The 20,378-nt window shown below is 73.5% G+C and carries 22 protein-coding genes; 14 read left to right on the forward strand and 8 right to left on the reverse strand.

All coding sequences use genetic code 11. The annotated features are described in order from the left end of the window. Window positions 1-4: 4 nt before the first annotated feature. Window positions 5-1,255 carry a sensor histidine kinase gene (locus tag PV364_RS38265; protein WP_319665547.1) on the forward strand — a complete coding sequence of 417 codons (1,251 nt, stop codon included), beginning with the start codon at window positions 5-7 and terminating at the stop codon, window positions 1,253-1,255. Continuing rightward, entirely contained in the window at window positions 1,179-1,787 is a 609-nt protein-coding gene (locus PV364_RS38270) for a response regulator transcription factor (protein ID WP_319665548.1), read from the forward strand. The genes PV364_RS38265 and PV364_RS38270 overlap by 77 nt, the downstream gene beginning before the upstream one ends. Window positions 1,788-3,120: 1,333 nt before the next feature. Here the strand turns inward: PV364_RS38270 and PV364_RS38275 are convergent. Beyond that, entirely contained in the window at window positions 3,121-3,945 is an 825-nt protein-coding gene (locus PV364_RS38275) for a transglutaminase-like domain-containing protein (protein WP_319665549.1), read from the reverse strand. A 10-nt stretch (window positions 3,946-3,955) separates the two neighbouring features. Beyond that, window positions 3,956-4,972, reverse strand: coding sequence for a GNAT family N-acetyltransferase (locus PV364_RS38280; RefSeq protein ID WP_319665577.1), 1,017 nt, complete (start codon window positions 4,970-4,972; stop codon window positions 3,956-3,958). A gap of 113 nt (window positions 4,973-5,085) precedes the next feature. On the opposite strand from PV364_RS38280, the gene fdxA reads away from it, so the two are divergent. Both fdxA and dapC read left to right on the forward strand, forming a co-directional pair. Further along, entirely contained in the window at window positions 5,086-5,406 is a 321-nt protein-coding gene (gene fdxA / locus PV364_RS38285) for a ferredoxin (RefSeq protein ID WP_018561461.1), read from the forward strand. Between the two features lie 98 nt (window positions 5,407-5,504). Beyond that, window positions 5,505-6,605, forward strand: coding sequence for a succinyldiaminopimelate transaminase (gene dapC, locus PV364_RS38290; RefSeq protein WP_319665550.1), 1,101 nt, complete (start codon window positions 5,505-5,507; stop codon window positions 6,603-6,605). A gap of 86 nt (window positions 6,606-6,691) precedes the next feature. On the opposite strand, the gene PV364_RS38295 is transcribed toward dapC, so the two are convergent. Next, the gene (locus PV364_RS38295) at window positions 6,692-7,108 is read right to left on the reverse strand and encodes an ATP-binding protein (RefSeq protein WP_319665551.1); all 417 of its coding nucleotides are present in this window, start codon (window positions 7,106-7,108) and stop codon (window positions 6,692-6,694) included. A 284-nt stretch (window positions 7,109-7,392) separates the two neighbouring features. Next, a complete protein-coding gene (locus PV364_RS38300; RefSeq protein ID WP_319665552.1) occupies window positions 7,393-8,418 on the reverse strand; it encodes a heavy metal transporter in 1,026 nt (341 codons plus the stop codon). A gap of 64 nt (window positions 8,419-8,482) precedes the next feature. Between PV364_RS38300 and dapE the strand changes: the two genes are divergently transcribed. Together dapE and PV364_RS38310 are read left to right on the forward strand one after the other, a co-directional pair. Further along, a complete protein-coding gene (gene dapE / locus PV364_RS38305; protein ID WP_319665553.1) occupies window positions 8,483-9,550 on the forward strand; it encodes a succinyl-diaminopimelate desuccinylase in 1,068 nt (355 codons plus the stop codon). Window positions 9,551-9,638: 88 nt separating this feature from the next. Further along, window positions 9,639-10,433: a TIGR00730 family Rossman fold protein gene (locus PV364_RS38310; protein WP_319665554.1), complete on the forward strand. Its 795-nt coding sequence runs from the start codon at window positions 9,639-9,641 to the stop codon at window positions 10,431-10,433. A 38-nt stretch (window positions 10,434-10,471) separates the two neighbouring features. Here PV364_RS38310 and folP read toward each other — a convergent pair whose 3' ends face one another. Continuing rightward, on the reverse strand, window positions 10,472-11,332 hold the full coding sequence (gene folP / locus PV364_RS38315; RefSeq protein WP_319665555.1) for a dihydropteroate synthase: 861 nt from the start codon (window positions 11,330-11,332) through the stop codon (window positions 10,472-10,474). 122 nt (window positions 11,333-11,454) lie between these two features. On the opposite strand from folP, the gene PV364_RS38320 reads away from it, so the two are divergent. Next, window positions 11,455-11,838 carry a DivIVA domain-containing protein gene (locus tag PV364_RS38320; RefSeq protein ID WP_319665556.1) on the forward strand — a complete coding sequence of 128 codons (384 nt, stop codon included), beginning with the start codon at window positions 11,455-11,457 and terminating at the stop codon, window positions 11,836-11,838. Then, a complete protein-coding gene (locus PV364_RS38325; protein WP_319665557.1) occupies window positions 11,835-12,428 on the forward strand; it encodes a DNA-3-methyladenine glycosylase I in 594 nt (197 codons plus the stop codon). The genes PV364_RS38320 and PV364_RS38325 overlap by 4 nt, the downstream gene beginning before the upstream one ends. A gap of 30 nt (window positions 12,429-12,458) precedes the next feature. On the opposite strand, the gene PV364_RS38330 is transcribed toward PV364_RS38325, so the two are convergent. Next, complete coding sequence (locus PV364_RS38330) at window positions 12,459-13,250, reverse strand: enoyl-CoA hydratase/isomerase family protein (RefSeq protein ID WP_319665558.1); 792 nt, start codon at window positions 13,248-13,250, stop codon at window positions 12,459-12,461. A 262-nt stretch (window positions 13,251-13,512) separates the two neighbouring features. On the opposite strand from PV364_RS38330, the gene PV364_RS38335 reads away from it, so the two are divergent. Then, complete coding sequence (locus PV364_RS38335) at window positions 13,513-13,680, forward strand: DUF3117 domain-containing protein (RefSeq protein ID WP_018561471.1); 168 nt, start codon at window positions 13,513-13,515, stop codon at window positions 13,678-13,680. A gap of 133 nt (window positions 13,681-13,813) precedes the next feature. Here PV364_RS38335 and PV364_RS38340 read toward each other — a convergent pair whose 3' ends face one another. Then, window positions 13,814-14,479, reverse strand: a complete 666-nt coding sequence (locus tag PV364_RS38340) for an O-methyltransferase (RefSeq protein WP_319665578.1) — start codon at window positions 14,477-14,479, stop codon at window positions 13,814-13,816. 136 nt (window positions 14,480-14,615) lie between these two features. Here PV364_RS38340 and sigE point away from each other — a divergent pair, with 136 nt between their 5' ends. From sigE to PV364_RS38365, 5 genes are all read left to right on the forward strand, one after another. Next, window positions 14,616-15,392 (forward strand): RNA polymerase sigma factor SigE, encoded by a 777-nt coding sequence (gene sigE / locus PV364_RS38345; RefSeq protein ID WP_319665559.1) that lies wholly within the window; start codon window positions 14,616-14,618, stop codon window positions 15,390-15,392. After that, a complete protein-coding gene (locus PV364_RS38350; protein WP_319665560.1) occupies window positions 15,389-16,327 on the forward strand; it encodes a zf-HC2 domain-containing protein in 939 nt (312 codons plus the stop codon). Before sigE ends, PV364_RS38350 begins: the two co-directional genes overlap by 4 nt. 69 nt (window positions 16,328-16,396) lie before the next feature. Then, entirely contained in the window at window positions 16,397-17,875 is a 1,479-nt protein-coding gene (locus tag PV364_RS38355; RefSeq protein WP_319665561.1) for a S1C family serine protease, read from the forward strand. A 129-nt stretch (window positions 17,876-18,004) separates the two neighbouring features. Further along, on the forward strand, window positions 18,005-18,439 hold the full coding sequence (locus PV364_RS38360) for a sec-independent translocase (protein WP_319665562.1): 435 nt from the start codon (window positions 18,005-18,007) through the stop codon (window positions 18,437-18,439). Between the two features lie 79 nt (window positions 18,440-18,518). Beyond that, complete coding sequence (locus tag PV364_RS38365; protein ID WP_319665563.1) at window positions 18,519-19,130, forward strand: hypothetical protein; 612 nt, start codon at window positions 18,519-18,521, stop codon at window positions 19,128-19,130. Window positions 19,131-19,193: 63 nt separating this feature from the next. Here PV364_RS38365 and PV364_RS38370 read toward each other — a convergent pair whose 3' ends face one another. Further along, on the reverse strand, window positions 19,194-20,351 hold the full coding sequence (locus tag PV364_RS38370) for an Mrp/NBP35 family ATP-binding protein (protein ID WP_319665564.1): 1,158 nt from the start codon (window positions 20,349-20,351) through the stop codon (window positions 19,194-19,196). Between the last annotated feature and the right edge of the window lie 27 nt (window positions 20,352-20,378).

Below are 20,378 nucleotides of genomic sequence, written 5' to 3' on the forward strand. Positions count from 1 at the left end.
CGACGTGGCCGCGGGAGCGACGCGCTGGCGGGAGGCCGTCGAGGCGGACGACACCACGGCGATCGGCCGGGCGCCGGAGAACCGCCGGCAGGCACTCGTGAAGCTGATCTGGATCGCGATGTGGATGCTCTACCTGGGCTCCCCGGTCAGCGATCTGGCCGACGGCGGGCACGGCCTGCTCGCCACCGTGCTGGGCTGGACCGGGCTCGCCGTCTACGTCACGCTCTACCTCGGGCTGGTCTTCCGGCGGACCAACGCGGAACGGCAGCCGCCCTGGGTGTACGGGGTACTGGGACTGCTCGGGGCGCTCGCCCTGGTGCTGGGACTGACCCTCGGCAGCGCGTTCCTCGTGCTCTTCGTCTACCTGTCGGTCGGCTGCGGCGCGGTCCTGCCCGGCCGCCAGGCCCGCTGGGTGATCCCCCTGGTCACCGGGGTGCTCGCGCTGTGCGCCTGGCCGCGCGGCGCGGACGGCATCACGCTGGTCTCGCTCCTCGTACCGTGCATGCTCGGCGGCTTCGCGATGACGGGCGTACGGCAGCTGGTCCGCACCACCCGCGAGCTGCGCGAGGCCCGCGAGACCATCGCGCAGCTGGCCGCCACCGAGGAACGGCTCCGGCTGGCCCGCGACCTGCACGACCTGCTGGGGCACTCGCTGTCCCTGATCACCCTCAAGAGCGAACTCGCCGGGCGCATGCTGCCCGACCGGCCCGGGGACGCCGCGGCGCAGGTCGCCGACATCGAGCGGGTCAGCCGCCAGGCCCTGGTCGACGTCCGCGAGGCCGTCAGCGGCTACCGGCGGGCCAATCTCGCCGACGAGCTGATCGCGGCCCGCGGCGCGCTGCGGACCGCCGGTATCCGCGCCGACCTGCCCACCGAGGTGACCGCCGCGCTGACCCCGGAGGCGGAGGCGGCCCTCGCCTGGGCCCTGCGCGAGGCCGTCACCAACGTCGTACGGCACAGCGGCGCCCGGCGGTGCGCTGTCGCCGTGGGCGTGGGCGGCGGCGGAACGGTCTGTCTGACCGTCTCCGACGACGGGCGCGGCCCGAGCGGCACCGGGCGCGGCAACGGCCTCACAGGGCTGGAGGAACGGCTTTTGCTGGCCGGCGGCCGCCTGGAGACGGAGGGCGGACGCGGTTTCACCCTCCGCGCGTTCGTCCCGGCGGGCTACGCTGCCGCCCATGATCCGGGTGCTGCTGGCGGAGGACCAGTCGATGGTGCGGGAGGCACTGGCCGCGCTGCTGGGGCTGGAGGATGACATCGAGGTCGTCGCCCAGGTCTCGCGCGGCGAGGACGCCGTCGCGGCCGCGCGCACCGCGGAGGCGGACGTCGCGCTCCTCGACATCGAGATGCCCGGCGCCATGACCGGCCTCGACGCGGCGGCCGCGCTGCGGGCCGAGCTGCCGCACGTGCGGGTCGTCATCGTCACCACCTTCGGGCGGCCCGGCTACCTGCGCCGCGCGATGGAGGCCGGCGCCGACGCGTTCCTGGTCAAGGACGCCCCCGCGGCGCGGCTCGCGGACGCGGTGCGCGCGGTTCTGCGCGGGGAGAAGGTCATCGACCCGGCGCTCGCGGCGGCCGCCCTCAGCGGCGGTGCGGATCCGCTCACCGCGCGCGAGCGGGAGGTTCTGCGGGCGGCGGCCGACGGCTCCGTCAACGCGGAGATCGCGCGCCGGCTGCATCTGTCCGAGGGGACGGTTCGCAACTACCTCTCGACGGCGATGCAGAAGGCGGGGGCGCGGAATCGGGGGGAGGCGGTGCGGATCGCGCTCGACCGCGGCTGGCTCTGACCTGGTTTTTTCCCCGCCCGCCCTCCCGTGTGCCCGGCGCGGTCAGTCACCCCGGCGCGCGTTTCGTGGGGGCCGGGTGCGGGGCCTCCGGGGCTGGCCATTCTGGACAGCACATTTAGGTGCCTCAGGCACCCTCAACTGATCACCCCGGGTCATGCACCCAAATATGCTCCACAGTCCAGAACACCCACCCCTACGACCCCGCCCCCTCCGTAGGTTGTCGCGCCTGATCCCCGGTGGGGGTATCGAGGCGGTCCGGGTGCACCCGGTTGCCTGGACACAGGCCGAGCGGCTGTGAGGGCGCGCAGCGTCCCATGGGGTTCCCCGAGCGTCTGCCGCCGGTGTGCGGGCGATGCGGCGGCTGGTGGGCGGTGTGTCTCCGGGGGGGATCGCGGGTCTCATGGGGTTCCGCGCGGCGGCGCGTTCCACAGGGAGTCGGACGTAGACGCGGCTGCGGGCGGTGAGGTCGTCCGGTCCTGTGCGCTCGGTGGCGCGTGCAAGTGGCTCGTCCGGATCGTCTCGCCGAGGCCGCGCCGAACGCCTATGCCGGTGCGGGGGCGATGCGGCGGCTGTCGTGCGGGGTGTCTCCGGGGGGATCGCGGGTCTCATGGGGTTCCGCGCGGCGGCGCGTTCCACAGGGTGCCGGACGTAGACGCGGCTGCGGGCGGTGAGGTCGTCCGGTCCTGTGCGCTCGGTGGCGCGTGCAAGTGGCTCGTCCGGATCGTCTCGCCGAGGTCGATGTCCAGGTCGCCGAGGCGGCAGTTGTCTGGGCGGCTGTCGTGCGGGGTGTCTCCGGGGGGATCGCGGGTCTCATGGGGTTCCGCGCGGCGGCGCGTTCCGCAGGGTGCCGGACGTAGACGTGGCTGCGGGCGGTGAGGTCGTCCGGTCCTGTGCGCTCGGCGGCGCCTGCGAGTGGCTCGGCCGGGTCGTCTTGCCGAGGCCCCGTAGAACTCCACTGCCGGTGTGGCGGTGAGGCGGCGGTTGCCTGGGCGGCTGGCGTGCGGTGCGTAAACGGTGGCCCGAGCACGGTCCGCCTCCATACCCCCCCACCGGGGATCAGGCGCATGACGAAACGGAGGGGGCGGGGTCGGAGGGGTGGGTGTTCTGGACTGTGGAGCATATGTGGGTGCATGAACCGGGGTGATCAACAGATTGTGCCGGAGGCACCGAAATGTGCTGTCCAGAATGGCCAGCCCCGGAGGCCTCGACCCCGGCCCCCACGAAACGCGCGCCGGGGTGACCTGACTTCACAGGGCTGGGGGCACCCCCGGCCGAAGGTTGGGGGAGGGAGGGCGGGCGGGGAAAAAACCCACCCGGACAGCCAGCGCAGCGGTCAGTTGAGGAGCGCCCGCGCCGCCCGCGCCTGGTGCCGCAACGCCCCCGCCCTCCCCGGCTCCGCCGCGTCGAGCACCTCCGCACAAGCCTCCATCTCGGCCGCGCCCCGCGCGAAATCCCCCGCCCGCACCAGCAGTTGCGCGTGCTCCTGCCGCAACCGCCCCGGATGCTGCGGCAGGAGCAGCGAGAGCTCGACCGCCCACAGCTGCACCGCGAGGTGCTCGGGGCGTGCGTCGGCCCAGGCACGGATGTTGTTCAGCACGCGCAGCACGATGTCCAGCGGGTCGGCCGGGCCGAGCATCGCCGGGGACGGAACGGACCCGGTGGCGCCCGCCACGAGCAGGCGTACGTCCTCGTCGCCCAGGGGGCGCCCGCCGTTGAAGGGGTCGGCGAGCACGAACGCGCCGGCCGGGTCGCCGAAGCCGACCACGAAGTGGCCGGGGAGGGCGACGCCGTAGACCGGCGCACCGGCCCGCCGGGCGACCTCGATCCACACCACGGACAGCAGGATGGGCAGCCCGCGCCGCCGCCGCAGGACCTCGTGCAGCAGCGAGGAGTCCAGCCGCTGGTAGTCCGCTGGTGTCCCGCCGAAGCCGAGCCGGCCGCCGAGCAGGGCGGCCGTGGCGGCGGCCCAGTCGGCGGGCCCGGTGAGCCCGTACGGCAGGAGCCCGGCGAGCCGGTCGAGTTCGATCTGCGCGGCGTCCGTCCCGGCCTCGCCGAGGCCGGGGTCGGCCTCCTCGCCGACGAGCAGGCACAGCGTCGCCAGGTCCGGGCGCGGTTCGCGGGCTGCTTCGGCGAAGCGCCGCCTGACGGAGTCGTCCATGCCGCCGCTCCTAACCGTCCGCCGGGCGCGGCCCGCGCCGGTAGTGGTACGCGTGGTGTGTGCCGAAGCCCAGCCGGTCCCAGAGCGCGCGGGCGCCCTCGTTGTCCGCCTCGACCTGGAGGTACGCCCCCGAGGCGCCTTCCTCCAGGGCCTTGCGGGCCAGTGCCGCCACGACCGCCGTGGCCAGCCCGCCCCGTCGCGCGGCCGGGTCGGTCTCGACGGCGGCGAAGGACGCCCAGCGTCCGTCGACCACGCACCGGCCGATCGCGGCGGGCGCGCCGCCCGCGGCGCCCGGCACGCTCGCCAGCCACACGGAGGGGCCACCGGTGAGCACGGCCAGTGCCGCGTCGCCGAGGCCGCCGGTGCGGTGGTAGCGGGCGAGCCACCCGGCGTCCACCTCACGTGCCGGCCGCACCTGTTCGGCGCCCGGCAGGTCCGCGAGCGGCGCCAGCGGGGCGGTGCGCAGCAGGGCGTGGCCCTCGGCGGTCCAGCCGAGGGCGTCGAGCGACGCCGCGAGGGCCTCGTCGCCCTCCTCGCCGCCCGTGGTGACCTGGATGTACGCGGGCAGCCCGCGTTCGCCGTACCAGCGGGTCACCGCCTCGGCCGCGGCCGCCACCGGCATGCCCGGCTCGCCGAGCGGCAGCGCGGAGTTGGCCCTGCGGGTGAACCCGCCGGCGGCCCGGAGCGTCCAGGCGCCGAGCCGCCCGGTCTCGGGCGCGGGCCAGCAGCGCGCGGCGCTCTCCTGCAGTTCACGGGCGGTCGCGCGGGGCGCCCGCGCGCCGCGCCGGGCCGGCGTGTCGGGCACGATCTTGGCCGCCACCAGCAGGGGTTCCGCGATGCGGACGGCCTCCCCGTTCCTGCGGGTCACGACCAGTGCGCCCTCGTCCCACGATGTGAGAACCCCTACGGCGTCGGTGAACACGGGGCGTCCTCCGACGATCTCCGCGATCCGGCGGACCGATACCCGTTTGCCCACGTCAGAGGGCGTTATGCGTACATCCGCCCGAGCTCCGGCGGTGAAATCCATGCTCATGACCGCCCCTCCTGTTCGTCTGCCGCCCAAGAACGGAGATACTAGGGGCGGGCATCGACGACGCCGCGCTCCCGCGCGAGACAGCCCTATCGAGGAGGAACGACAGCGTGACCTACGTCATCGCGCAGCCTTGTGTCGACGTCAAGGACAAGGCGTGCATCGAGGAGTGCCCGGTCGACTGCATCTACGAGGGCCAGCGGTCCTTGTACATCCACCCGGACGAATGCGTCGACTGCGGAGCCTGTGAGCCGGTCTGCCCGGTGGAGGCCATCTTCTACGAGGATGACACCCCGGAGGAGTGGAAGGACTACTACAAGGCGAACGTCGAGTTCTTCGACGAGCTCGGTTCGCCCGGTGGTGCCTCCAAGCTCGGGCTGATCGAGCGCGACCACCCCTTCATCGCCGCCCTGCCCCCGCAGGGCGAGTGACCCCGACAGTTGTGGGCGGTCCCGTACGGCACACCGCCGTGCGGGACCGCCGTCTTTGGCGGCCCCCGGCCGTTCAGTAACGGAAAGTGAGCACCAGCGTGGCGCAGCCAGTCTCGTCCAGACTCCCCGTCTTCCCGTGGGACCGGCTCGAACCGTACAAGGCCACGGCCGCCGCACACGCCGGCGGGATCGTCGACCTGTCGGTGGGCACCCCCGTCGACCCGGTCCCCCACATCGTCCGCCGCGCGCTGAGCGAGGCCTCCGACAGCCCCGGCTACCCCACTGTGTGGGGCACCCCCGAGCTGCGCGCCGCCATCACCGGCTGGGCGGGCCGCCGGCTCGGCGCCACGGACCTGGGGGACACCCACGTGCTGCCGGTGGTCGGTTCCAAGGAACTCGTCGCCTGGCTGCCGACCCAGCTGGGCCTGGGCGCCGGCGACAAGGTCGCGTACCCGCGGCTGGCCTACCCGACCTACGAGGTCGGCGCGCGCCTGGCGGGTGCCGAGCCGGTCGTCTACGACGAGCCGACCGAGCTCGACCCGGCCGGCCTGCGGCTGCTGTGGCTCAACAGCCCGTCCAACCCCACCGGGCGGGTGCTCGGCAAGGACGAGCTGCGCCGGGCGGTGGCCTGGGCGCGTGAGCACGGCGTGCTGGTCTTCAGCGACGAGTGCTACCTGGAGCTGGGCTGGGAGGCCGACCCGGTCTCGGTGCTGCACCCGGACGTCTGCGGCGGCTCGTACGAGGGCATCGTCGCCGTCCACTCGCTGTCCAAGCGCTCCAACCTGGCCGGCTACCGGTCCGCCTTCCTGCTGGGCGACCCGGCCGTGCTGGGCGAGCTGCTGCAGATCCGCAAGCACGGCGGCATGATGACGCCCGCCCCGGTGCAGGCCGCCACCATCGCGGCCCTCGGTGACGACGCCCATGTGGCCGGGCAGCGGGAGCGCTACGCGCGGCGCCGGGCGGCGCTGCGCACCGCGTTCGAGGCGGCCGGCTTCCGCATCGAGCACAGCGAGGCCAGCCTCTACCTGTGGGCCACGCGTGACGAGTCGGGCTGGGACACGGTCGCCGACCTGTCCAAGCGCGGCATCCTCGTGGCGCCGGGCGACTTCTACGGCGCGGCCGGCGAGCGGTACGTGCGGATCGCGTTCACGGCCACCGACGAACGGGTGGCGGCCGCGGTGCGCCGCATGGCCGGCTGACCGGCTCGTACCGGGCGAAGCCGCGGCGCCCCGAAGGGCCCGGAGAGCGAAGGCTCTCCGGGCCCTTCCGGGGCGGCTGTGGGGGGTCAGCCGCCGAGGGGAAGCCCCTTGAGAGGAAGCTGGTCGGTGGTGGGCAGGCTCTGCAGCGGCAGGCCGGTCTTGCCGGCGTGCTTGCCGACCTCCACGGCGGCGCCGCCGATGGTGCCCACCGCCTTCGTGGCGACGCCGCTGACGGCCGGCTGGGCCGTCTTGCCGAGGCCGGCCACCGTGCGCGCCGTGGCGGGCACGGTCTGCTGGACGGTCTTCACCGCGCCGGAGTCCTGGGCGGCATGGGTGACCGTGCCGGCGAGCTCCGGGGCCTTGTCCACGTTGGTCAGCCCACCCAGGTCGCCGACCTGCGGCAGCTCGGCGGCGGACGCGGCACCGGCACCGATGAGAGGAGCCGCGGCCGCGCCGACCAGCAGGGCGGCCCGGGCGATCCGACGCGTGAGGGGGAGAGACATGGTGCTCCTTTTACGGAGAGACGACAGTTACGGCGTGACATGTCCGCGGGGCGGACGTCGTGACTACCGCGTGAGGTGCCCCGAAGGTTGCGGCCGTCTCAGGTAAAGAGTTGGTAATGCGGCGAGTTCCGGCGGCCGGTAAAGCGGAGCAATTCGGGCGTGTTGAGCTGCGCCGACGAAACGTCACGGCCCTTCCTCAGATGCGGTTTTGACGTTCCGTCAAGACGGTTTCCCATCTGATGGGTTTGGCGTACAAGCGACCCGCCTGGGGGTGAATGCCCGCACTATTGCGCGACGGTGATGCGCACGTCGTCGGCCGCCGCGCCGGAATCGGCGCCATTCGATTTCGTCCAGCCCTTGCCGGAGGCCGCCGCCGACCACTCGCGGTCCGCGAACGCGACTTTCTCCACCTTCAGTTCATGGGCGTGCGCCACCGCCCACTGGGCGAGTTCCCAGCCCCGCCGGGCGTCCCCGCCCCGCCCCCGGCCGTCGGCGGGCGCGGACGGCACCGCCACCGTGCGCGGCCCCGCGGCCTGTCGGCCACCGGCGCCGGCGCGGTCCGCGGTACCGCCGTTCTTGGCGTCGCCCTCGGCGCCGGCCCCGGGATCCCGATCGGCGGCCGCCGTCGTCCGCGGGGCCACGTCCGGACCGAACTCCCGTACCAGGCGGGCCCGCACCTTCGCCGGGTCCCCGCCGGTGACGGTCCGCTCGCCGTCCGCCGTCGTGCAGGTCAGCGCCGCACCGTGCCGTCCGGTGAGGGCGGCGGCCAGCAGCGCCGCGTCCGACTCGTGCTTGGCGTACGCCTGCGGATAACCGCTCTTCTGCACCCGCTGCGCGGCCACGGTGAGCGGCAGCCGCGAATAGCCCTGGATCTTCACCAGGCCGTCGAAGAACTCGTTCGAGGCGTAGACCGGGTCCATGATCTGCGCCGCGGTGCCCCAGCCCTGCGAGGGACGCTGCTGGAACAGGCCCATCGAATCCCGGTCGCCGTGGTCGATGTTGCGCAGCGCGGACTCCTGCATCGACGTCGCCAGCGCTATCGCCACGGCCCGCTCCGGCAGTCCGCGCGAACTGGCCACGGCGGCGATCGTCGAGGCGTTGGCGGCCTGCTGGGGCTCCAGCCGCAGCGTCCCGCCCTCGGCGGTCACCGTGCACTCGACGGGCCCGGGGCCCCCGATCACGCCGAAGTGGTGGGCGGCGTAGCCCGCGACCCCCAGCAGCACCAGGGCGGCGGTGACCACCCGCACGGCCCGTCCCCGCTTCTTCGGGGCGCGCGCGGCGGGGCTGGACGTCGACGTCGGCTTCGGCACGCGCACACCGTACCGAAGGCCGCTGTGCCGACCACGGTATTCGTCCCCCGGTAGGGTCGGCCCCATGGAACGGCCCGTGCTCGATCTCAGTCAGGACGCCGCCGCGGTGACGGCGCAGCTCGTCGACATCCCCTCCGTCAGCCTCGCCGAGAAGCCGCTGGCGGACGCCGTGGAGGAGGCGCTGCGCGCCCTGCCGCACCTCACCGTCGACCGCGACGGCGACGCCGTGGTCGCCCGCACCCGTCTGGGGCGCGCCGAGCGGGTGGTGCTCGCGGGGCACCTGGACACCGTGCCCATCGCCGACAACGTTCCCTCCCGGCTGGACGACGACGGCATCCTGTGGGGCTGCGGCACCACCGACATGAAGTCCGGCGTCGCCGTGCAGCTGCGGCTCGCCGCCACCCTCCCCGAGCCCAACCGCGACCTGACCTTCGTCTTCTACGACGCCGAGGAGATCGAGGCCGAGCGCAACGGGCTGCGGCGGCTGGTCCGGCATCACCCCGACTGGCTGGAGGGCGACTTCGCGGTCCTGCTGGAGCCCACCGACGCCAAGGTCGAGGGCGGCTGCCAGGGCACCCTGCGGGTCCGTGTCGAGACCTCCGGCCGCCGCGCCCACTCCGCGCGCAGCTGGCTCGGGGAGAACGCCATCCACAAGGCCGCGCCGGTGCTGGCCCGGCTCGCCGCGTACGAGCCCCGGCAGGCCGTCATCGACGGCCTGACCTACCGCGAGGGCCTCAACGCCGTCATGATCGAGGGCGGTCACGCGGGCAACGTCATCCCCGACGCCTGTGCGGTCATCGTCAACTTCCGCTTCGCCCCGGACCGTTCCGAGGCCGAGGCCTTCGACCACGTCCGCGAGGTCTTCGAGGGCTTCGACGTGCTGCTCACCGACAGCGCCCCCGGCGCCCTGCCCGGCCTGTCCCACCCCGCCGCGGCGGCGTTCGTGGCGGCCATCGGCACCGAGCCGGCGCCCAAGGACGCCTGGACCGACGTCGCCCGGTTCTCCGCGCTCGGCGTCCCCGCGGTGAACTACGGCCCCGGCGACCCCAAGCTGGCCCACACCCGCGAGGAGCACGTCGCCGTCGCCGCCGTCCTGGAGGCGGAGCGGAAACTGCGCGCCTGGCTGGCGTAACGAGCTGTTAAGCGGCGCGTTCTTGATCCGCGCGGTGGGCGCGTGCGTACCCTGACCGGACCGGGGGACGCAGCGAAAGGAGCGCGACATGGACCATGACGCGGAGGAGGCGGCGGCGGCCGAGACGGCGGCGGCGGAAGGCAGCTCCGCAGGGCGAGGCTGGCCCGAGCGCCACACCGGCCCGGTGGTACGCCGCCGGGGCCAGGTGCAGAAGTCCACCACCGACCAGCGGCTGCTGGACACCCGCGGCCCGTCGGACTGGGTGCACGGGGATCCCTGGCGCGTGATGCGCATCCAGTCCGAGTTCGTCGAGGGCTTCGGCGCGCTGGCCGAACTCGGCCGTGCCGTCAGCGTCTTCGGCTCCGCCCGTACGCCCGAGGGCGCCCCGGAGTACGAGACCGGCGTCCGGATCGGCCGGGCCCTCGCCGAGGCCGGCTTCGCCGTCATCACCGGGGGCGGCCCCGGCGCCATGGAGGCGGCCAACCGCGGCGCGTGCGAGGCGGGCGGCCTCTCGGTGGGGCTCGGCATCGAGCTCCCCTTCGAGCAGGGCCTCAACCCCTACGTCGACATCGGCGTGAACTTCCGCTACTTCTTCGTCCGCAAGACGATGTTCGTGAAGTACGCCTCCGGCTTCATCGTGCTGCCCGGCGGCTTCGGCACGCTCGACGAGCTCTTCGAGGCCCTCACCCTGGTGCAGACCCGCAAGGTCACGCAGTTCCCCATCGTCCTGTTCGGCACCGCCTACTGGCAGGGCCTGGTCGACTGGGTCCGGGAGACCGTCGTCCACCAGGGCAAGGCGTCCCCGGTGGACCTGGAACTGCTGCACCTCACCGACGACGTGGACGAGGCCGTCGCGCTGGTGACCAAGGAGAGCGGCGACTAGCAGGCCGTCCCGGCCGGCGGCCGGCGCGGGCGGGTCCGTCAGGCCAGTCCGCGCCGGGCGACCGCCGGCGGTCGCCGGCCCGCGATGGAGGCGACCATGTCGAGCACCTGGCGGGTCTCGGCGACCTCGTGCACCCGGTACACCCGCGCGCCCAGCCAGGCCGACACCGCCGTGGTCGCCAGCGTGCCCAGCAGCCGTTCCTTGACCGGCCGGTCCAGCGTCTCGCCCACGAAGTCCTTGTTGGACAGGGAGACCAGCACCGGCCATCCCGTCGCCGTCATCTCCGGCAGCCGCCGGGTCGCCTCCAGGGAGTGCCGGGTGTTCTTGCCGAAGTCGTGCCCGGGGTCGATCAGGACGGCGTCGCGCCGCACCCCGAGGGCCACCGCCCGCTCGGCGAGCCCCACGGTGACCTCGAGGATGTCCGCCATCACGTCGTCGTACCCCACGCGGTGCGGCCGGGTGCGCGGCTGCGCACCGCCCGCGTGCGTGCACACCAGGCCGGCGCCGTGCTTCGCGGCGACCTCGGCGAGCCGGGGGTCGACGCCGCCCCACGCGTCGTTCAGCAGGTCGGCGCCGGCCTCGCAGACGGCCTCGCCGACCTCGTGGCGCCAGGTGTCCACACTGATCACGACGTCGGGGTGGCGCCGCCGCACCTCGGCGACGAAGTCGGCCGTGCGCCGGATCTCCTCCTGCGCCGAGACCTCCGCCCCCGGGCCCGCCTTGACGCCGCCGATGTCGATGATCGCGGCGCCCTCGGCCACGGCCTGCGACACGCGTGCCAGGGCGGGTTCGTCGCTGAACGTGGCGCCCTGGTCGTAGAACGAGTCCGGTGTCCGGTTCACGATCGCCATGATCACGGGCTCGTGCTCGCCGAATTCCCGTGTGCCCAGCCTCAGCATGTCGCGCCCGTCTCCTCGAAATGTGGTCCGCCGATCGAAGATAGTCGCCGTCCGCGCACCGCGCGCACAGCGCGGCGTGGCACGATCGTGCCGTACACGTCGGGCCGACCCCGGGAGAGGTCTTGTTCTGGTTCTTGCTCATCGCGCTGGTCGCGGTGGTCGCCGCGGTGGCCCTCGCGGTGCTCGGTGACGGCGGGGGGCTCCGTGACGTGGAGCCGGACCGGCTGGACGACCGGCTGCCGCGCGAGCGACCGGTGGGGCGCGCCGACATAGAGCAGCTGCGGCTGCCGGTGGCCGTGCGCGGCTACCGGATGCTCGACGTCGACGACGTGCTGGACCGGCTGGCCGCGGAACTCGCCCAGCGCGATGCGCACATCGCCGACCTGGAGGCGGCGCTGGCCGGGGCGCACGCCACCGCGTTCGGCGGCCCCTCCCTGGTCAAGGACGCCGCCCAGGACGCGGAGGACGCCGCCCACGAGCCCAGCGGGCCCGGCGGCGAGCGATGAGCGCGGTGGTCGTCGGGGCGGACGGCAAGGCGCGCTGCCCCTGGGGACTGGAGACCGGGACCTCCGCGGACTACCGGGAGTACCACGACACCGAGTGGGGCCGCCCGGTGCACGGCGAGGCACCGCTCTTCGAGCGGATCTGCCTGGAGGCCTTCCAGTCCGGGCTGTCGTGGATCACCATCCTGCGCCGCCGCGAGGGCTTCCGGAAGGCCTTCGCGGGCTTCTCGCCGGACGCCGTGGCCGTCTTCACCGGCGAGGACCGCGAGCGGCTGCTCGGCGACTCCGGCATCATCCGCAACCGCGCCAAGATCGACGCGGCGATCTCCAACGCTCGGGCCACGCTGGAGCTGCGCGAGGGGTACGAGGGCGGCCTTGACGCCCTCGTGTGGTCGTACGCGCCCGACCCCGCCGGCCGGCCCGCCCCCCGCACCTCCGCGGACGTCCCGGCCGTGACGGCGGAGTCCACCGCCTTGGCCAAGGACCTCAAGAAGCGCGGTTTCCGGTTCGTCGGCCCCACCACCGCCTACGCGCTGATGCAGGCCTGCGGCCTGGTGGACGACCACCTGGCCGGCTGCTTCGCCCGCCGCTGAGGCCGCGGGGCAGCCGGCCGCCGGAGGCCGTCAGCGCCCCAGGTAGCGGGGCTTCTCCTTCTTGAGGAACGCCTCGACCGCGATCCGGTGGTCCTCGGAAGCGCCCGCGAGGGTCTGCAGCTCGTCCTCCTTGGCCAGCGTCTCGACCAGCGAGTGCTCCTCGCCGTACGCCAGGGACGCCTTGACCGCCGCGTAGGCGACCGTGGGGCCCTCGGCGAGGCCGCGGGCCACCGCGGCGGCCTCGGCGGCCAGGTCGGCCGCCGGGACGAGCCGGTTGACGATGCCGAGTTCGTACGCCTCCCGCGCGGGCACCGTCCGCGGGAAGAGCAGCAGGTCGGCGGCGCGGCTGCGGCCGATGAGCCGGGGCAGGGTCCACGAGGCGCCGGAGTCGGCGGTCAGCGCGACGCCGACGAAGGAGGTGTTGAACGCCGCGGTGTCGGCGGCCACGCGGTAGTCGCAGGCGAAGGCGAAGCCGGCCCCCGCGCCGGCCGCGACGCCGTTGATCCCGGCGACGACCGGCTTGGGCATGGTCGTGATGGCCGTGACGATCGGGTTGTAGTGCTCCCGGACCGTGGACATGGCCGCGCCGCCGCCCGCCTCGCCGCTGAGCGCGACGTGCTCCTTCAGGTCCTGTCCCACGCAGAACGCCCTGCCGGTCGCGGTCAGCAGCACCGCCCGCACCACCCGGTCGGCGCCCGCCGCCCGCAGGGCGTCCCTGAGGGCGACCTTGGTCTCGATGTCCAGCGCGTTCATCGCGTCGGGGCGGTTCAAAGTGATGGTGGCGAGCCCGTCGCTCACCTCGTACAGCACGGTGTCGGCCATGTGATCCCCTTCGTCGCGGCTCGCGTTCGGGGTCAGCATGCCGGAGATCGCCGTACGCGAACATGTGGCGTCCATCAAACGCACGCGAGTGGGCGATCACCGAAATGGACGGTTTTGCGGGACCGGGTTCTCGAACGGATGGGAACCGATGTTGGTCATCGGGTCACCCGATGCGGGATAATGGCCGAGAACCAATGTGTTCGAGTCCGGTGGCGCCTGGGCCACCGTGTGCGAAGAGCTGGTTTCAGGAAGGGGAACGAGCATGGCGGCCATGAAGCCGCGGACGGGTGATGGCCCGCTCGAGGTGACCAAGGAGGGGCGGAGCATCATCATGCGCGTTCCGCTCGAGGGCGGCGGACGGCTTGTCGTCGAGCTGACCCCGGACGAGGCGGATGCACTCGGCGAGGCATTGAAGAAGGCCATCGCCTGAACCGGCCAATCCAAGCCTTGGGCCCCCGGCAGCACACCTGCGCCGGGGGTCGCTTGTTTGTTTTTCCGAACGGCCGGACGGTTGGCGGCGCGCCGGAATGCCGCGCGGAGCGGCACGGGCGGCGCCGGAATTGTCAGCCGCGCCGTACCGCGCAGAGCAGTCCGTCGTCGGTCGGCAGCAGGACGGGGGCGAGCGCGGGATTGTCCCGGACCGTGCGCATCAGCTCGCGCAGCCGGATCACCTCGGCCTCCTGGTGGGCGGCGTCCATCGCGCGGCCCTGGGCGAAGGCGCCCTCGAAGCAGACCAGCCCCCCGGGCCGGAGCAGGCGCAGGGATTCGCCGAGGTAGTCCGGGTACTCCAGCCGGTCCCCGTCGCAGAAGACCAGGTCGTAGCCGCCGTCGGCGAGGCGGGGGAGCACGTCCAGCGCCCGGCCGGGGATGCAGCGGGCGCGGTTGGTGGCGAAGCCGGCCTCGCGGTAGGCGCCGCGGGCCAGTTGCTGGCGGTCGGGCTCGGTGTCGACGGTGGTCAGCACCCCGTCGGCGCGCATGCCGTGCAGCAGGTGGATGCCGGAGACCCCGGTGCCGGTGCCGATCTCCACGACCGCCTTGGCGTCGGTGGCCGCGGCCAGCAGGCGCAGGGTCGCGCCGGTGCCCGGGGAGACCGGACGCACGCCCGCCTCACGAGCTCGCGCGCGGGCTCGTATCAGCGCGTCGTCCTCGGCGACGAAGGCGTCCGCGAACGCCCAGCTCGCCTGCCGGTTGCCGGTAATTGCCCTCTCCTGTCCGCGTGACGGTTGCAGCCCGCCCGGCGACTGTATCCGTTGCGGTCGGGAACCCGGAGATGGGACCAGTCGTTGGGAGGTTCGACGGATGACGGGAAACGAGGGCCGCGCTGATGAGCTCGGCACTTATCCGGAGCTAACGGGCGAGGTGGATATGGTAGGGGCTCTACTGGACACCACCAGAGCCGATAGGGGAGGTGCGGCTGCGGCGGGTCACCGGGGAGTGCTGTCGCGCTTCCGCAGGTCGGCCGGCGAGCCGAAATCCGTGACCGATACAGCTGACGACCGTCCGCGCTCCGACGAGTCCTCGACAGTGGCCGCCAACGCGACCTTCGCCACCGACGGGGGTGCTCAGACGTGGACCCCTCCCTCCTGGGAGGAGATCGTCAGTACCCACAGCGCCCGGGTCTACCGTCTGGCCTACCGCCTGACGGGCAACCAGCACGACGCCGAGGACCTCACGCAGGAGGTCTTCGTCAGGGTCTTCCGTTCGCTGTCGACGTACACGCCCGGCACCTTCGAGGGCTGGCTGCACCGCATCACCACCAACCTCTTCCTGGACATGGTCCGGCGCCGCCAGCGCATCCGTTTCGACGCCCTCGGCGACGACGCGGCCGAGCGGCTGCCCAGCCGTGAGCCGTCCCCCGCGCAGCACTTCGCGGACACGCACTTCGACGCCGACATCCAGCAGGCGCTGGACACCCTCGCACCGGAGTTCCGCGCCGCGGTCGTGCTCTGCGACATCGAGGGCCTGTCCTACGAGGAGATCGCGGCGACCCTCGGGGTCAAGCTCGGCACCGTGCGCAGCCGCATCCACCGCGGCCGCTCCCACCTGCGCAAGGCGCTGGAGCACCGGGCGCCCGCCGCGCGTCCGGGCCGGGCTCCCGTGCTGACCACGGGCCGGGCGGCCCTGGAGGGCGGGAGCACGTGAGCAGCACCCGCGGCCGGCATCTGCTCTGCGCCGAGCAGCACCTGGGAGACCATCTCGCCGCCTTCGTCGACGGCGAATTGCAGGACGACGCCCGCGACCGGGTGCTGGCGCACCTGGCGACCTGCACCGAGTGCAAGGACGCGGCCGACGAGCAGCGCCGCATGAAGGACGCGATCGCCGCCTCCGCGCCCCCCACCCTCTCGGCGGGCCTGCTGGCCCGTCTGCAGGAGCTGCCCGCGGGCGACGGCGACGCGACGGGCGGCCCCTTCGACGGCGGCGGCATGATCCAGGCCGCCGGCCTCGGCGGCGAGCGGCTGAACGGCGACCTGTTCGGCAAGGCCCGAGAGGAGTTCGCGCTGCCGCTGTCGGCATCGTCGTCCCGGGGCTTCCGGATCCACGAGACGGCGCGTCCGAGCACCCCCGCGGCGCCTGGCCCGACGGGCTCGGCCGGCCGCGGCCGGCGGCGGTTCGCCTTCGCGGCGGCCGGCGCGTTCTCCATGGCGGCCATCGCCCTGGGTGGTGCGCTGCCCCTGGACGGCGCCCCTGAGCCCGGCATGGACGAGACCGGTGCCGCGGTGACCCCCCTGAGCTCGCAGCAGTCCGCCCGGCCCGCCGCCGATGTCTGGGCCAGGCCGACCGGCGACCTTCTGCACCCGAGCAGCGGTACGCGGCCCTTCGCGCTGACCTCGCCGACGGCCGGGGGCCGGATCGACCCGGCGGCCGTCGCGCGGTCCCTCCTGGCACCGGACCGGCGGGCGTCCGCCTCGCCCTCCGCGTCCGGGACGGCGGTACCGGCCACCCTGGCCGTCCCCGCGCCGGGCACGTCGGCCACGGCCTCCCCGCGCCCCGGCGGGAGCGCCCCGGCCTCGCCGTCGGCATCCGTTCCCGTCGCCTCGACCACCCCCCTGCTGGGCACCTTCCCCGTCAGCCGCTGAGCGGGCGGCTGCGGGCGGCGCCGAGTCCTGGTTCAATCCAGTCAGGACAGGTCGTCGTAGGGGAGCACTGTGGACCAGGGGAAGGCCGGCGGGCCGAAGTGGTGGAGCCGCCCGGAGCCGGTGTCACCGGCCCCGCCGGAGGCGCAGGCCCCGCCCCGGTCCGGGCCGTCCGCCGCGCAGCCCTCCGAGCCCGCGCAGGACGCCGTCCCGCGGCACGGCTCCGACCCGTACGACACCCCGCCGTACGGCGAGCCCGGGCCCTGGGCGCCCGCCCCTCCCGTCACCCGTCCGGCGGACACCGCACCGCCCTCTCGGCCTCCCCTGCCGCCCGCGCCGCCGTACACCGCCAACCCGGCCCCGCCGCCGCTCCCGGTCGGCCAGTGGCACCGCTACGACCCCTGGGCGGCCCCCGGGCCGCTGCCCGCCGCCCCCAGGACCTCCCGCCGCCGCGGCCCGCTGGCCGCCGGCCTGGTCGCCCTCACGCTGGTCGCCGGCGGCATCGGCGGCGCCCTGGGCGCGTACGTGGCGCAGAACGACGGATCGGAGCAGGTGACCCTGCCCCAGGTCACCCGGGACGCCGGGAAACGGGCCCCGGACAGCGTCGCGGGCATCGCCGCCAAGGTCCTGCCGGGCGTGGTCTACATCCACGTCAAGAGCGACAGCGGGGAGGGCACCGGCACCGGCTTCGTACTGGACGACGAGGGCCACATCCTCACCAACAACCACGTCGTGGAGACCGTCGCGAAGAGCGGCACCATCTCGGTGACCTTCAACGGCGGCCAGATCCGCTCCGCGAAGATCGTCGGCCGGGACACCGGCTACGACCTGGCGGTCATCAAGGTCAGCGGGGTCAAGGGCCTGCGCCCGGTCGCCCTCGGCAACTCCGACGCGGCGCAGGTGGGCGACCCGGTGGTCGCCATCGGCGCCCCGTACGGCCTGGAGGGCACCGTGACCTCCGGCATCATCAGCGCCACCCAGCGCCCGATCACCGCGGGCGGCGAGACCGAGGGCAGCGACGTCAGCTACGTCGACGCCATCCAGACCGACGCCCCGATCAACCCGGGCAACTCCGGCGGCCCGCTGGTGGACTCCCGGGGCCTGGTCATCGGTATCAACAGCGCCATCCGCTCCGCCGACACCGGCTCGGACCCCTTCGGCAACGGCGGCCAGGGCGGCAGCATCGGCCTGGGCTTCGCCATCCCCGTCAACCAGGCGAAGCGGGTCGCCGAGCAGCTGATCAACAACGGCAAGGCCACCCACCCGGTGATCGGCGTCAGCATCAATCTGCAGTACGAGGGCGACGGCGCCCAGGTGAGCCCCGAGGGCGAGGGCGACGGGGAGTCCATCACCCCCAACGGTCCCGGCGCCAAGGCGGGCATCGAGCCGGGCGACGTCATCACCGCGATCGACGGCAAGCGTGTGCACAGCGGCGAGGAGCTGATCGTGCGCATCCGCAGCCACCGTCCCGGCGACAAGCTGGCCCTCACCCTCAAGCGCGGCGGCAAGCAGCGCAGCGTGCAGCTGGTCCTCGGTTCGGCCACCGGCTGAGGCGGCCACGGGTTTACCCCGGCGCGGCCTACTGTTGACCCCGGGCCACTCCCGTCCACCTGGTTCGGGCAGGTACGGTGAGATGCGCCGGATTCCGTCCGCCGGCCGAGGACCGCGAGGAGCTGCACGGTGTTTTCAGACATAGGCGCGCTGGAGGTCGTCGCGCTCGTGATCCTTGCCGTGCTCGTGTTCGGGCCCGACAAGCTGCCCAAGGTCATCAGGGACGTCACGCAGTTCATCCGCAAGGTGCGTGAGTTCTCCGACAGCGCCAAGGCCGACATCCGCAAGGAGCTGGGCCCGGAGTTCAAGGACTTCGAGTTCGAGGACCTCAACCCGCGCAACTTCGTCCGCAAGCAGCTGCTGGACAACGACGAGCTCGGCCTGAAGGAGATCCGCAACGGATTCGACTTCAAGCAGGAGATGTCGGCGGTCACCGACGCCGTCCACGGGCGGGACAGCGGCTCCAGCGGCGCTTCCGGCTCCTCGGGTACGCCGGACCGGCTGCGCAAGCGGGACGGGCTGGAGCCGGGCGAGGCTCCGCCGTTCGACTCCGACGCCACCTGAACCGGGGCCCCTGCCCCGTTCAGGTCGCGCGAGTGGCTATTCTCCCTTTGTTTGCCCTTATGGAGGAGGCGCCGCGCGTATGGAGACCACAGCCGATCCAGCGGATCGTACGATCGACGGCTATCTCAGCGCCGACTTCGCCTGGTACGGGCTGGACGAGGCCTTCACCGGGCACCGCTGGCTCGCCCCTGTCGGCAGGAGCGCGGACGGCACCGTGGAGCACGGCTCGACGGGCCACGGAGACGAGCCCTCCGTGAAGGTGGAGCCCACACCGGACAACCGGCGCTTCACAGTGGTCGTGACGGTCGCTCAGCGTCCGGTGCGGCGCAGCGCCGACGGAACGGGCGTCCTGGAGGAGACCTCGGTGGCCTCCGCCGCGTGGCTGGCCGGCTCCGGGCTGCTGTCGTGCACCTGGCCCACCCAGATGGAACGCCATCTGCGCGACGACTGGCTGGACCAGCAGACCGCCATCGCGTGGGACCTGGCCGACAACCTCGACGGTGCCGACTGGTCGACGCTCACCCTGCCGGTGGACGGTGAGCCCACGCCCTTCCACTACCGCGAGTCCGAGTACGGCTGGGTGATGGCCGGGTCCGCGCGCGGGGTGCACCTGGGCGCGTTCGGGCGCGGCATGAGCGCCTACGGTCTCGGACTGTCGCGGGTCAAGGACATCCACGCCTACGGGCGCTGACGCGCGGTCGCACACCAGGGGCGCCCTCGCGAGAGGACGCCCCTGACGCGGCGGCGCTGCCGCTCAGAACTTGTTGCGCGGCGTGATGCCCAGGGACATGCCGGCCAGACCGCGCTGGCGCCCGCCGAGCTTGCCTGCGATGTCGCGGAGCGCGGAGCCCGCCGGGGACTGCGGGTCGGTGAGCACGACGGGTCGGCCGTCGTCGCCGCCCTCGCGCAGCCGGACGTCGATCGGGATCTGGCCCAGCACCGGCACGTTGGCGCCGGTCGTGCGGGTCAGGCCTTCCGCGACGCGCTCGCCGCCGCCGCTGCCGAAGACGTCCACCATCTCGCCGCAGTGCGGGCAGGGCAGCCCGGACATGTTCTCGATGACGCCGACGATCTTCTGGTGGGTCTGCACGGCGATGGTGCCCGCGCGCTCGGCGACCTCGGCCGCCGCCTGCTGGGGCGTGGTCACCACGAGGATCTCGGCGTTCGGTACCAGCTGGGCGACCGAGATGGCGATGTCGCCGGTGCCGGGCGGCAGGTCGAGCAGCAGCACGTCCAGGTCGCCCCAGTACACGTCGGCGAGGAACTGCTGCAGCGCGCGGTGGAGCATCGGGCCGCGCCACACCACGGGGGCGTTGCCCGGGGTGAACATGCCGATGGAGATGACCTTCACGCCGTGCGCCGAGGGCGGCATGATCATGTTCTCGACCTGGGTCGGACGGCCGTCCGCGCCCAGCATGCGGGGCACGCTGTGGCCGTAGATGTCGGCGTCGACCACACCGACCTTCAGGCCGTCGGCGGCCATCGAGGCGGCGAGGTTCACCGTCACCGAGGACTTGCCGACGCCGCCCTTGCCGGAGGCCACCGCGTACACGCGGGTGAGCGAGCCCGGCTGTGCGAAGGGGATCTCGCGCTCGGCCTGACCGCCGCGCAGCGAGGAGGCCAGTTCGCGGCGCTGCTCGTCGCTCATCACGTCCAGTTCGACGCTGACGCCGGTGACGCCCGCGACCTTGGCGACCGCCGTGGTCACCAGGCTGGTGATGGTGTCCCGCATCGGGCAGCCCGACACCGTCAGGTACACACCGACCCGCACCGCGCCGCCGTCGGCGATGTCGACGGACTTGACCATGCCCAGGTCGGTGATCGGCTTGTGGATCTCGGGGTCGTTCACCGTCGCGAGGGCGGCGCGCACCGCGTCGAGCGAGACAGCGCCTGCGGGAGTGTCGTCAGCCATGGATCGATGGTACGTCGCGCGTGAACG

Origin of the sequence: Streptomyces sp. MI02-7b (genome assembly GCF_033793585.1) — a bacterium.
Lineage (GTDB): Bacteria > Actinomycetota > Actinomycetes > Streptomycetales > Streptomycetaceae > Actinacidiphila.